We start from the raw sequence: 12,269 nt of genomic DNA on the forward strand, positions 1-12,269 counted from the left end.
TCGAAGAAATAATACAGATTAATTTTGTTCGGTACGGACTTCTAGAGAATCGGGTGAAAGAGTTAGAGCAGCACCAAGCCCAATTAAGCGATCGCACTTCCTAACTCTCTGGGGATTCTAGTCAGTGATATCGGAATGCCAGATGAGGATGGTTATTCTCTGATTCGTAAAGTGCGGGCGCAAGAAGCAGAGCAAGAGCAGAAGATTCCAGCTATAGCACTAACGGCATTTGCGAGAGGCGAAGAACGCAGGCTAGCTCTGGAAGCTGGATTCCAAGTGCATCTATCCAAGCCAATCGAGCCAGAAAAGTTGGTGAAAGTGGTAGCGAATCTTGCCAAAGGTAGTAAATAAGTTTAACGCTCGCGGACTAGCTCTAAGCAAAGCTATGCCCTTACATCAGAGTTTTGGGCTTATCTGAACTGTATTGGGCTTTACGTTGCGCTATCTAGCTCATACCTCAATACGAATTCAGTTAAGGGCTACTAGCAAACTCCAAGAAATAAATTATCCAATGTTGTGGGGTGGGCATCTTGCCCGCCCAGTCTATAGGGCGGGCAAGATGCCCACCCCACAAGAGTTAATTGAATATTTTTTTATTTGGAAGTCTCTTAGCAAAAATTTTGGGTTTTCGAGACGCGATAAATCGCCGTCTCTACAAATCTTTTTGTCTTATCTGAACTGTATTGGCTCATACCTACCTCAATAAAAAACGGAGGCAGTTACTAACGACCTCCTGACAAATTAAAGCTTGGATGGACTGAGAAATACTTCGACAGCAGCCTAGAAACTTTGCTAGCTGCGGCTCAAAAACATAGTCAAGACCACTCCCAGGATAATCGATCCACCGCCAAGGATGAATGACCAAAAGCGATGGTAACTGTTGACAATAGTGCCATTTTCACTCTGGAGTTGAATTAAATCCATCCAAGGCGCAACACCTCGACGGAACCAACCCACAGCCCCAACTTGTTCGCCAATCAAGCTTTGCACTCGCTTCATCCCAAATAGGAAATTGCCGATAGGGCCAAAGCGTGAGGCGTAATGCAGATAAAGCATTCCACTACGGTCTTGAATTTTTAAATCGGAACCAAATTTATAACCAGCGTCGCCACGACCAATTAGTTGACCTTCCAGTTTTGCAGGTTGTCCGCGCAACGGACTGGCATAGGGGTCTGACATCAGGGTGAGAATATCGGTTTCTGGTGCTTGCTTGTAGTCGGGGAACATCACCAAGGCTTTGATGACAATTCCAATCCCTAAGCCAATAAGTGGCGCACCCAATACTAAACCTGTGTTTTGCGAACTTGACAACAAAATCACACCTGCTACCAAGCCAGCAAAGAAACCAATTGTTTCAGCGCCGTACAGTACAACATCTAAAAAGAAGTTGCCGTAAAGCCTACTTTTATTCAGAGTTTTACCTTCTCCAATAACTCGCCCCATATCAAACTCAGTCGGTAAACCCAATTGTTCGGCATAGTTGCTCAATGCACGAACTCGTTTACCTGTCAAGGGATGAGTGGAATTTAACTCCATCCACCAGCCCCAAGGGTTAAACATATCCCACAGAAAGACGCGACCAATTTTTTGGGTATCGGATGCAATGCGGTAGGCGGTTCCTGTGGAAGCGGCGGCTTTATGGTCGTAGATACCCAAGGCGCGAGTTCCTTCAATTAAACGGCTGGGTTCTTGTGTGCGCGAACCTTCTTCTAAAATTCCGTAGGCAATCTTCACCAAAGCGCGGGATAATCCATTGGGATTACCTGTACTTTCGGCTGCAAAGTGGTCGGCAAAATATTCCCGTGTGCGGGAGAGGTACAGCAATAAATATGTACCGATGACATAAAACACGTAAGCAACTAAGGCAGCAGTTTGCATGGCATCTTTGATTTTGCTATCACCACCACGCCCAAATCTTCTGGCTGTGCTGTAAATCAAGTAACAAATTTGCACTAGGGTAGAAGCTACTGTCATCACTGCAAAGTCCCAGTGGACGATGTGCCCCAGTTCGTGAGCGTAGACGGTAGCAATTTCGTCGTCATCGAGGTATGTGAAAAGTCCCTGACTGACGACTAAACGGGCGCTGTTCGGTAATGAACCATAAGTAAAAGCCGTGGGGTTTTGGTCGTTAATGATTCCCAAACGCGGCGTTTTCAGCTTTTTCTGTTCACAGACTTGGCGAATAACTTTAGCTGTCTCTGGACTGAGGGTTTCGACTTCTGCTAACTCTACCCAGCGAGTTTGGTAAAGCCAGCCTTGAGTTAAGTCCATGATGAATGGAGATATGAAAAAGGCGGCGATATTAAAGACTAAGGTAATACCAATGGCGATCGCTAGCCCTTGAAGTGGATTGTCGCTACCCAAAATAAATACTAAGCTCAAACCTAAAGCCAAAACCATGCCAAATAGCAAGGTCATGGTGACACCAGAAGCTAATGCCAAACTGCCGCCGACACCTCCCATTGCTAATTTCATCCCAGTGGTAACAGCACGACCAGCTTTTTGACTGGCGTTAGATGGCGTCTGGCGCAAGGATTTACTAGCTTGTTCTGCCCAACTTCTAGCTTGTGGGTTTTCACTCATGATTAACTTTTGACACAGGGCCTTGGCTTTTTCGATTTCGCCTGTGGCTTGATAGGCTTTCATCAGCCACATCTGTGCCGAAAGATAATCTGAGGAATCGTGTTCAGCGCAATTGCGGCAGAATTGTTCGAGTAATTCAACCGCTTCTTGATAACGCTTTTCTTTTAAGGCATCTAATCCAGATTGCAGTGACATAGGATCTCCCTAGCAAAGGAGTGGTATTTGATCTATCAATACTCAATAGATCCAGCGATCGTCACTGCAATTTCGTAAAAATTTAAATAATGACAGTATAAAATATCTACTTAAGTAAAAGACTAGAGAAACATACATTACTATGTCTATCTAGCCTGAGGAACGCATAAATCATATTTAAGATTTTCAAATAAACCTGTAATAATACTTACAATATTTTTACTGTTGTCAACTTACTAGCTCTGTGTGCGTGTTTCATATTTAGAGAATAAATGTTTTAAACCCAGCCTTCTTCACCCAATCAGAGTAACTATTTATTACCCAGATGGTTCACCCGATTGGAGGAAGACGAATGATGAAGATAACCTGAGATTGATAAGATGAGGAAAAGGTAAAGATTTCTACTATGACTATTTTTGATATAGCTTCTCCCCTAATTACGATCGCAGCGCAAACCCGCCAAGCCGCAAGTAAGCTAGCAATTCTCTCCACTGAGACAAAAAATCAGGCACTTGTTGCGATCGCTCAAGCTTTAGAATCAGCTAGAGATGAAATTTTACAAGCAAATATTGCTGATTGTAAAGCGGCTACCGGCGAAGGGATTTCCAAACCGCTTTATAAGCGCTTGCAGTTGGATGAACATAAATTAAGAGATGCGATCGTTGGGGTACGAGATGTTGGTAAGCTAGCCGATCCAGTCGGTAAAGTCCAAATTCACCGCGAACTTGACACTGGTTTGACTCTCAAGCGGATTACTTGTCCTTTAGGCGTTTTGGGGATCATTTTTGAAGCCCGTCCAGAGGCGGCGATTCAAATTGTTTCCTTGGCGATTAAATCGGGAAATGGTGTGATTCTTAAATGTGGAAAAGAAGCAGTGCGTTCTTGTGAAGCGATAGTTAAGGCAATTAAACAGGGATTATCGCAAACTGTTGTTAATCCAGATGCGGTACAATTACTCACAACTAGAGAAGAAACTTTAGAACTTTTGAAATTAGATAAATATGTAGATTTAATTATTCCTAGAGGTTCTAATTCCTTTGTTAGATTTGTGCAGGAAAATACGCGTATTCCGGTACTAGGTCATGCCGATGGTATTTGTCACCTTTATATAGATAAAGCTGCCGATATTTCTAAAGCAGTTCCGATTACCGTCGATGCCAAAGCCCAATATCCTGCTGTTTGTAATGCAATTGAAACTTTGCTCGTTCACTCTTCTATTGCGACAGAGTTTTTGCCAAAAGTTGCTGAGGCTTTGCAAGAACGTCATGTGGAATTAAGAGGCGATAAATGCACTTTGAAAATTTTACCTAACATCAAAGCTGCAAGAGAGATAGACTGGGAAACAGAATACAGCGATTTCATTTTGTCCATAAAGATTGTAGACTCTATAGAAGATGCGATCGCTCATATTAATGAATATGGTTCTCGTCATACCGATGCGATTATCTCTGAAGATTCAACATCTGTTGAAACTTTCTTTGGACTGGTAAATTCAGCTAATATATTCCACAATTGTTCTACCCGATTTGCTGATGGTTTCCGCTATGGTTTTGGTGCAGAAGTAGGGATTAGTACGCAACAAATGCCTCCCCGCGGCCCCGTTGGTTTAGAAGGATTAGTGACATATAAATATCAAATGACTGGCAATGGTCATATTGTCGCTACTTACACAGGGGAGAATGCAAAGGCTTTTACTCATCAGGATTTTGAGATTACCTTTTAACTATATGATAGTGCAAAAATAATTTATTCAACTCAACTAAGTTGCTTTCTAGCACGGCGTTGTTTATAGCATTTCCCAGGATAAATACTGGAAAATTAACTTTAAACTAAGGCTTTAAGTAACGCTTGAAGTTTAAGTTGCACCTCTGCAAATTCTTTGTCAGGATCAGAGCCAGCGACGATACCAGCACCAGCATACAACCTCGCGCGATCGCCATCAATCAATGCTGAACGAATTCCCACAATAAACTCGCAGTTTCCCTGAGAATCTATCCAACCCAGAGGCGCAGCGTATAAACCTCTCTCAAAGCTTTCATAACGACGAATTTCGGCACAAGCAACATCTCGTGCTGCACCAGCAACGGCTGGTGTAGGATGCAGTTGTCCGACAATTTTTAATGGGTGTATATTAATCGGAACTGTCGCGCTGATTGGTGTCCATAAATGCTGGATATTAGATAATTGTCGCAGGCGTGGGGCTAATATTTGAGGTGATAAACCTAGCTGAAATAGACGTTGAGTTATGAAATCAAGTACTAGCGAATGTTCGTGCTTTTCTTTTTCACTATTGAGTAAGCGATTGGCATTAGCTGCATCTTCAGCAGGGGTTTTACCTCGTGGTGCAGAACCAGCTAAAGCGTCAGTAATTAGCTGTTGATTATTAATACTAATTAATCTTTCTGGACTAGCACCAATAAAGTTTTGTCCCTTGCCATTACTTGTAGAAAAGATATAACAATTAGGATGGTTTTGTCTAAGATTATTTAAGGATTTAACTAAGCTAAAGTGCTTACTTGATTTTACATCTAATATATCTGCTAGGACAATCTTACTTAAATGGCTAGACCGAATTTTTTCCAAAATAGATACTACTGAACGTTTAAATTGAGCAGAGTTTGTGACAGATTTTTTATATAAGTTTTTAGGAAAATAATCAATATTAGCAGAGTAATTTTCTAAAGATTGGATAAATGCAATTTTATTTTGCACATTTTCCAACAATCTTGCAATATTTACATTTGGATTGATAATTATATTTGTTACTAATATGCAGCGCTGATTTTTTACAGCTACTTGCCAACGTGGAAGAAAAATGGTAGCAGATGGAAATGGATAATCTACTTGGGCGTTTTTATCAAAAAAACTGAAATAACAAAAAAAGTGAGGCCCAGAAAAAGGTTGGTTTGCGTTACCAAAATTAATTATACTTTTTAGACAAGATTTGATAAAATACTCTGCTTGACTAAAACGGTCTGCGCCATCAATCTGTAATTTTGCTACAGCATCAATTGCTGCGATCGCTTCTCCTTTACCTCTGTCTTCAAAGTAAAAATTTATTTCATTTGCTTGTGTAAGTTTATCCAATACAAGTAAAGGATCAACTAAATCGATCTCTTGGGAGACACTGACAATTTGCCGACAATTGTTGTTGACGCACTTTTCTTGCACCGCTACCAGAAATTGATATAAATCTTTGTGTTCTACAAAGAAGTTGTTACGACATGGTGAAACTGTCATGGATTTAACGATAGTAAATTTTTTTTAAGTTAACTTTCTAGAGTGTAATTAATCGTGGTCGTATTTTTACAGGTAACATATTAAGTTGTCATTTCACCAGCGTAGGATTTGCCTTGTTCGTGGTGTTCCTAGACCCTGACAAGCTAGTTCCAGCCTTGGGCTGCAATGTGAGGGTGGCATGTTAACAACGCAAGTTTAAGAAGCCACAGTAAAAGCGGCAGTTATTTTGATCTCATGAATATCTAACGTCTCTTTAAATTATAAAATCTCAAGTGTGAGTAATATTCTGGCAATTTAATTAATCACGACTGATGACTACCAACCAAATTTCATATCCCAACACTAAGTTATGGATGGCAGCGATTAAACCGCCAATGTACAGCGTTGCCATTATGCCCATTTGGGTAGGAACCGCAGTGGCATTTGCCGAAACTAAAATTTTCAATGGTGTAATATTTTCTACTTTTGTAGCTGCGGCAATCTTAATTCTTGCCTGGGAAAATATCAGTAATGATGTCTTTGATTCTGAAACAGGTATCGATCAAAATAAGCACCATTCTCTGGTGAACTTAACAGGCAATAAGCCATTAATATTTTGGATAGGAAATTTGTGTTTAGGTTTGGGGTTGCTGGGCATAGTAGCGATCGCCTTTTGGCAACATGACCTAACTGTTATCGGTATAATTTTACTGTGCTGTGGTTTAGGCTATACGTACCAAGGGCCTCCCTTTCGCTTAGGATATCAGGGTTTAGGCGAGATTATTTGCTTTTTTGCCTTCGGTCCCTTAGCAGTGGAAGCCGCCTACTACAGCCAAACCCAAACTTGGTCTATGACAAGTTTAGCAGCCTCAGTAATTGTCGGCATTACCACAACCTTAATTTTGTTTTGCTCACATTTTCACCAAGTTAAGGATGACATAGCGGCAGGTAAGCGATCGCCTATCGTCCGTCTCGGAACCCAAAAAGGGGCCCAACTCCTAGTTTGGTTCACTGCTAGCATTTATCCTCTCACCTTGCTATTTGTTCTATTGGGGATTTCTCCAGTTTGGACGTTACTGAGTTGGGTAAGTTTACCCTTCGCTGTCAAATTATGCCGCCACGTCCAAGAAAATCATAACCAGCCCGATAAAGTTAGTAACTGTAAATTCATCGCCGTAGCCGTGCATTTCTGGGCTTGCTTGCTGCTTGGACTGGGATTTATGCTTTAGTAATTATTAATTGATGCGTTATCAATTTGAATTTCGTCCATATCAGCGAAGATTTTTGCGATCGCTTACCACCAATCATGGTAAGTGGGATATTCGTGAAGGTATTATCCTCCATCTCACTGATGAATCAGGTAAAGTTGGCTGGGGAGAAATCGCCCCCATTAGTTGGTTTGGTTCCGAAACCCTAGAACAAGCCTTAGATTTTTGTAGCCAACTCTCAGGAGAAATCACAGACGAGATAATTTTCTCCATCCCAGATAAGTTACCAGCTTGTCAATTTGGCTTTGAATCAGCATCGGAGATGGGGAGTGGGGGAGATAATTTTATAACTCCTAACTCTTCACTCTTTTACAGTGGCTTATTACCAGCAGGGGAAGCGGCTTTAAATCAATGGGAAACGCTATGGCAGCAGGGATATCGCACATTTAAGTGGAAAATTGGTGTGGATGCGATCACTGATGAACTAGAAATTTTTGAGTCATTGATACACACCTTACCAGGCTTTACCAAACTGCGATTAGATGCTAACGGTGGACTCAGCTATGAAGAAGCTAACTTATGGCTGCGGACTTGCGACAATCTCAAGGCAAATGGAAAAATACCCCTAGAAATTGAATTTATCGAACAACCGCTACCCGTTGAACAATTTCAGCAGATGTTGGAATTGAGTCTGAGTTACAAAACTGCGATCGCTTTAGATGAATCTGTCGCCACACTTGGACAACTCGCCGCTTGTCATCAAGAAGGTTGGCGAGGGATTTTCGTCATCAAGCCTGGGATAGTCGGATCGCCATCTCGTCTGAGAAAGTTTTGCCACCAGCATCAAATTGATACTGTATTTTCGTCAGTATTTGAAACTGCGATCGCTAGACTTGCAGCACTCCAACTAGCAGCCGAATTATCCCAAAACAAAAGGGCAATTGGTTTTGGTATCGACCATTTTTTTGAACAAGAAGAAACCTGGCTTCAAAGTTTATGGAACGACCTTTAGATTATCTTAATAACCTAGCTCAAAATGATAGGCTTATCGGTTACAGCAGCCATGAATTTAATCAAATAGCTCAACAATTATATTTAGAACTAACACAATTATCAGCGTGTAGAACGCCACCAAAAATCATCTTAGCCGAACGCGAACCAATACGGTTTCTAGCAAGTTTTCTTGCTGCTTGTGCAGCGAATTGTCCAGTTTTTCTTTGTAACCCTGACTGGGGAACACAAGAATGGCAACAAGTTTTTGATTTAGTTCAGCCAGATATTATTTGGGGAGAACTTCTACACACTCCCACTCCTCCACTTCCCCACTCCCCACTCCCCACTCCCCACTCCCCACTCATAATGATTCCCACAGGTGGTTCATCAGGACAAATTAAATTTGCCATCCACACCTGGGAAACTCTCATTTCATCAGTACAAGGATTTACAGAATACTTTCAACTAATCCAAGTCAATTCTTTTTGTGTATTGCCGATATATCACGTTAGCGGTTTAATGCAATTTATGCGTTCTTTCACCACCGGAGGTAAACTAGCTATTCAACCATTTAAAGCTGTAGAATGTGGTCAAACATTAAATATTAAACAATCAGAATTTTTCATATCTTTAGTACCAACACAGTTACAACGTCTCCTGCAAAATCTAGAATTAACTGAATGGCTATCACAATTTAATACCGTACTTTTGGGAGGTGCGCCAGCATGGAACGAACTACTAGAAAAAGCCAGATTCCATCGCATTCGGTTAGCACCTACCTATGGCATGACAGAAACCGCCTCTCAAATTGCTACCCTCAAACCAGATGATTTTCTGAGAGGTAAAATTAGTAGTGGTCAAATTCTTCCCCATGCCAAAGTAACTATTCGTAATCAGGAAGGCGAGATTTTAAATTCCAATCAAATCGGAAATATCACCATTCATGCTCAATCTTTAGCACTTGGTTACTATCCGATAACGAGAGAAAATCAAGATATTTTCCAAGTAGATGATTTAGGTTTTTTAGACGAACAAAATCATTTAAATATAGTCGGACGTAACAGCGACAAAATTATTACAGGTGGAGAAAATATTTATCCAGCAGAGATTGAATTTGCAATACAAGCAACTCAAATGGTTGCTGATATCTGTGTCATTGGTATCCCAGATAAACACTGGGGGCAAGTATTAACAGCGATTTACATTCCCAAACAATCAGATACCTCTGCCTTAAAAATCCAAACCCTACTTAAAGAGAAACTTAGCAAATTTAAAATTCCTAAATATTGGATTCCCCAGCAAAACTTACCCCGCAACTCTCAAGGTAAAATTAACCGCCAACATTTACAGCAAATAGCCACAGAATTCCTTCAAAATTCCATCAAATAACTTCTCTCGACTTTCTTCTCTCTGTGTCCTCAGCGTCTCTGCGGTTCGTTTCCAACCACTGAACTATTTCATCAGGTAATTCCTGTTTACTTCTACTACTCACATCAATACAAACATGACGAGTAATAGCCTTAGCAACTACCACCTCACCCACAGTAATTTCGTAAGTAATTTCAAACTTCTCAACACCTATTTTTTGGGGAATTAAGCTAATCAGCAACTTGTCCCCAACAAACATAGGGCGCAAAAAATCGATACTAGCATGAACAATCGGAAACCCCACAGACGGATTAGTAAAAAAATCTTTGAGATTAATATTTGATGCTTCTAAAGATTCTTCATAAGCTGCATGACAAATACCCAAAACATTAGCAAAATAAACTACCCCAGCAGCATCAGTATCTTGAAAGCGAACCGTGCGGTTACAAGTAAAAGACATTTTTGATAATTGAATATTAAATTGACTCCAACGGCGGAACCTCGAAGTCATGAAACGAGGAAACATTGTAAGACGAAGCGGCTATTGCCTTTACCAGCTTGCCGTCGAGAGTCAGCAAAGTAGCACCTACCTGCTGTGAAAGTGCAACATAAGAGCCATCGTAGGCAGAGATTCCATAGTTTAATGCGATCGCAACTGCATCCGCCATCAAGTCAGCCGTAGAGACAACACGCAAGGGGAAGTTTTTGAGAGTTGCTAAATCTGCTGGCACATCAGCAACAGCATAAAGTCTGGCGCGGACATACTTCCAAATAATGTTGCCACACTCAATGTAAAACAGGTCTGGGACAAAGATCGCAGTTTGGGGATTGGCAAGATGAGCAAACAGTTGATTAACTTTTGGAGTTAGTGGATCGTCTGGTATAAATTGCTTAATAGCTACACTTGCGTCTACAACACATCTGAGAGGTATAGTCATCTGTCTCGGTCTTCTCGGATTAACGCAGTACTATCAGGCCATTCCACATCAGTCTGGCGACTCTCACGGCGAAGACGAATTTCCTCTAGCAGTTTTGGGACATTTTTTCGTCTTTCGTCTTCTGTTTGCTGTGCTTCAGTTTTTAAAGCTTGTTCTAACAGAGTTATAACTTGGGCGTTAATGGAACGGTGTTCAGATGCTGCTAACTCTTGCAGTTTTGCATACAAATCATCGGGTAAATTTCTTACATAAAGGGTAGCCATCGCTTTACCTCGAAGCAGGATTTAGCAAAATGATAGCATAATGCAAGCAGAAGGGGGAGCGATCGTATCTCGCTTTTGATAAAGTTTAACTAAGTTCAAATTATGATTATAATACCCAAAAAAATCAGTTCATTTGTGACTTGACCCTCAAAACCTATGATTCATAAATAAAAAGTAATTTGACAGTTACATTTAATCTAGATATTCATAAATAATTACTTTGGAGAATTAATTCTTGTGAGCAGCAATAGTTCAAGTCCATTAAAGGTTGTTCTTTGGCAACCTTGTCGCTGGGGTAAAAAATACTTAGATACCAATACAAATGCTTTAGTTGAACCGACATTTTATCAAGAAGAAATTTATTCTTGGGAACCCTTTGGAGATCCCTTTGGCTCAGTGACTAGCAGTGAGCAAACTCAGCGACTAAGAGAAGAGTTAATTGAAAAATTTACACTAGTAATAAAACCTGAAAAGCGTGGAATAGAACAGTTTAAGCAAGTCATCCAAGTAATAGACGAGATATTGTCTAATGACGAATCATCTTGGAGTGATTTAGAAGAGCTTGGACGCTTATCTAATAGTGATAGTGTCAACCTTCGTCAACATCAACTTTTGGCATTACGCCAGCATATTCAGTGGGTGTGTGATACGTTTGTTAATGTTCCAGATGTCAATGTATCCCTTCATTAAAATAATAACTTTATGAAATTAAAATTGTTTAGTAAAGAAGATGCACTAAAATGTATCGCCCAAATAGGTAAGAATGGAGAGCCATTTGAAATATTTCTTGGTGAAGATATTTGTTTTGGACGTGACAAATGGGTCAATGTTGGAACTATTACATTACAACCAGGAGGGCAATATATTGAAAATGAAACTAGATATGATGAGTATTGTGCGGCTAAATTTGGTGGGTTTGAATGGCAACTACTATCCTTAGAAAAACTCAATGAGAATATTACTAAAGCTCTTGATAATGTAGAGAATAAAGACAGAGTTCAAAAGGATAAAGATAGAGTTAAAAAGGCTTTCAGAGAAGGATTGCAGGACGTACTACGGAGGACATTATTACTTTTACCTATTTTTGATGTTGAAACTATTGGCAAAATACCTTTGCAAAAACCGATAACTATTGTTACAGATACATCAGCTATTCACCAAGGGGGACTTGATTTTATATGTCGGTTTCTTAGTCCTTGGGCAAGAATAAAAGTACCAGCTATTGTTCACATGGAAATAATTAATCAGGTAGATAGGTACTTTGCAACTCGCAGAGACAGTCAAAAAAAGAACAAACCTGTTGCTGCGGCACTTCGAGAACATATTCTCAGCCAGGGTGGTCAACGAACTTTACTTCGTCTAGAATTTTCAGATGCAGAAATAGAACGTGGTGACTTAGGTGCAGATCCAGGGTAAACGCATCTAAATATTGACGAGCCTGAATCAGTATAAAATACACCAAGACTCAAACTACATAAGGCTTTGAAGAAATTAAATCTCAC

General features: G+C 40.4%; 11 protein-coding genes and 1 pseudogene. 7 read left to right on the forward strand and 5 right to left on the reverse strand.

Annotated features, from left to right (window positions below):
- Positions 1 to 114: 114 nt before the first annotated feature.
- Positions 115 to 351, forward strand: a pseudogene (locus tag V7L31_RS23505) (response regulator); the annotation flags it as partial.
- A gap of 441 nt (positions 352 to 792) precedes the next feature.
- Here the strand turns inward: V7L31_RS23505 and V7L31_RS23510 are convergent.
- On the reverse strand, positions 793 to 2,778 hold the full coding sequence (locus tag V7L31_RS23510) for a zinc metalloprotease HtpX (RefSeq protein WP_334698498.1): 1,986 nt from the start codon (positions 2,776 to 2,778) through the stop codon (positions 793 to 795).
- Between the two features lie 406 nt (positions 2,779 to 3,184).
- On the opposite strand from V7L31_RS23510, the gene V7L31_RS23515 reads away from it, so the two are divergent.
- Positions 3,185 to 4,501, forward strand: a complete 1,317-nt coding sequence (locus tag V7L31_RS23515) for a glutamate-5-semialdehyde dehydrogenase (protein ID WP_334698499.1) — start codon at positions 3,185 to 3,187, stop codon at positions 4,499 to 4,501.
- A gap of 101 nt (positions 4,502 to 4,602) precedes the next feature.
- On the opposite strand, the gene V7L31_RS23520 is transcribed toward V7L31_RS23515, so the two are convergent.
- Entirely contained in the window at positions 4,603 to 6,018 is a 1,416-nt protein-coding gene (locus tag V7L31_RS23520) for an isochorismate synthase (RefSeq protein ID WP_334698500.1), read from the reverse strand.
- A 311-nt stretch (positions 6,019 to 6,329) separates the two neighbouring features.
- On the opposite strand from V7L31_RS23520, the gene menA reads away from it, so the two are divergent.
- From menA to V7L31_RS23535, 3 genes are read left to right on the forward strand one after another with little or no spacing between them, the layout of a single operon-like run.
- Positions 6,330 to 7,226: a 2-carboxy-1,4-naphthoquinone phytyltransferase gene (gene menA, locus V7L31_RS23525; protein ID WP_334698501.1), complete on the forward strand. Its 897-nt coding sequence runs from the start codon at positions 6,330 to 6,332 to the stop codon at positions 7,224 to 7,226.
- Positions 7,227 to 7,239: 13 nt separating this feature from the next.
- Complete coding sequence (locus tag V7L31_RS23530) at positions 7,240 to 8,217, forward strand: o-succinylbenzoate synthase (RefSeq protein WP_334698502.1); 978 nt, start codon at positions 7,240 to 7,242, stop codon at positions 8,215 to 8,217.
- On the forward strand, positions 8,202 to 9,587 hold the full coding sequence (locus V7L31_RS23535; protein WP_334698503.1) for a 2-succinylbenzoate--CoA ligase: 1,386 nt from the start codon (positions 8,202 to 8,204) through the stop codon (positions 9,585 to 9,587). Before V7L31_RS23530 ends, V7L31_RS23535 begins: the two co-directional genes overlap by 16 nt.
- On the opposite strand, the gene V7L31_RS23540 is transcribed toward V7L31_RS23535, so the two are convergent.
- From V7L31_RS23540 to V7L31_RS23550, 3 genes are read right to left on the reverse strand one after another with little or no spacing between them, the layout of a single operon-like run.
- Positions 9,580 to 10,026: an acyl-CoA thioesterase gene (locus V7L31_RS23540; protein ID WP_334698504.1), complete on the reverse strand. Its 447-nt coding sequence runs from the start codon at positions 10,024 to 10,026 to the stop codon at positions 9,580 to 9,582. The two genes, V7L31_RS23535 and V7L31_RS23540, sit on opposite strands and share 8 nt — an antisense overlap.
- A gap of 16 nt (positions 10,027 to 10,042) precedes the next feature.
- Positions 10,043 to 10,504 carry a type II toxin-antitoxin system VapC family toxin gene (locus V7L31_RS23545; RefSeq protein ID WP_334698505.1) on the reverse strand — a complete coding sequence of 154 codons (462 nt, stop codon included), beginning with the start codon at positions 10,502 to 10,504 and terminating at the stop codon, positions 10,043 to 10,045.
- The gene (locus V7L31_RS23550) at positions 10,501 to 10,767 is read right to left on the reverse strand and encodes a FitA-like ribbon-helix-helix domain-containing protein (protein WP_190912565.1); all 267 of its coding nucleotides are present in this window, start codon (positions 10,765 to 10,767) and stop codon (positions 10,501 to 10,503) included. The genes V7L31_RS23545 and V7L31_RS23550 overlap by 4 nt, the downstream gene beginning before the upstream one ends.
- Positions 10,768 to 11,004: 237 nt before the next feature.
- Between V7L31_RS23550 and V7L31_RS23555 the strand changes: the two genes are divergently transcribed.
- Both V7L31_RS23555 and V7L31_RS23560 read left to right on the forward strand, forming a co-directional pair.
- Entirely contained in the window at positions 11,005 to 11,457 is a 453-nt protein-coding gene (locus tag V7L31_RS23555) for a hypothetical protein (RefSeq protein WP_322669646.1), read from the forward strand.
- Between the two features lie 12 nt (positions 11,458 to 11,469).
- A complete protein-coding gene (locus V7L31_RS23560) occupies positions 11,470 to 12,183 on the forward strand; it encodes a hypothetical protein (RefSeq protein WP_334698506.1) in 714 nt (237 codons plus the stop codon).
- Positions 12,184 to 12,269 lie beyond the last annotated feature (86 nt).

Origin of the sequence: Nostoc sp. (genome assembly GCF_036916655.1) — a bacterium.
In the GTDB taxonomy this organism is placed as follows: domain Bacteria; phylum Cyanobacteriota; class Cyanobacteriia; order Cyanobacteriales; family Nostocaceae; genus Nostoc.

Excerpts from the sequence above, each read along its gene's own strand:
- V7L31_RS23560 (WP_334698506.1), top strand. The coding sequence starts at position 11,470 with ATGAAATTAAAATTGTTTAGTAAAGAAGATGCACTAAAATGTATCGCC.
- V7L31_RS23545 (WP_334698505.1), bottom strand. The coding sequence starts at position 10,504 with ATGACTATACCTCTCAGATGTGTTGTAGACGCAAGTGTAGCTATTAAG.
- V7L31_RS23540 (WP_334698504.1), bottom strand. The coding sequence starts at position 10,026 with ATGTCTTTTACTTGTAACCGCACGGTTCGCTTTCAAGATACTGATGCT.
- V7L31_RS23515 (WP_334698499.1), top strand. The coding sequence starts at position 3,185 with ATGACTATTTTTGATATAGCTTCTCCCCTAATTACGATCGCAGCGCAA.
- menA (WP_334698501.1), top strand. The coding sequence starts at position 6,330 with ATGACTACCAACCAAATTTCATATCCCAACACTAAGTTATGGATGGCA.
- V7L31_RS23520 (WP_334698500.1), bottom strand. The coding sequence starts at position 6,018 with ATGACAGTTTCACCATGTCGTAACAACTTCTTTGTAGAACACAAAGAT.
- V7L31_RS23550 (WP_190912565.1), bottom strand. The coding sequence starts at position 10,767 with ATGGCTACCCTTTATGTAAGAAATTTACCCGATGATTTGTATGCAAAA.
- V7L31_RS23530 (WP_334698502.1), top strand. The coding sequence starts at position 7,240 with ATGCGTTATCAATTTGAATTTCGTCCATATCAGCGAAGATTTTTGCGA.
- V7L31_RS23535 (WP_334698503.1), top strand. The coding sequence starts at position 8,202 with ATGGAACGACCTTTAGATTATCTTAATAACCTAGCTCAAAATGATAGG.
- V7L31_RS23510 (WP_334698498.1), bottom strand. The coding sequence starts at position 2,778 with ATGTCACTGCAATCTGGATTAGATGCCTTAAAAGAAAAGCGTTATCAA.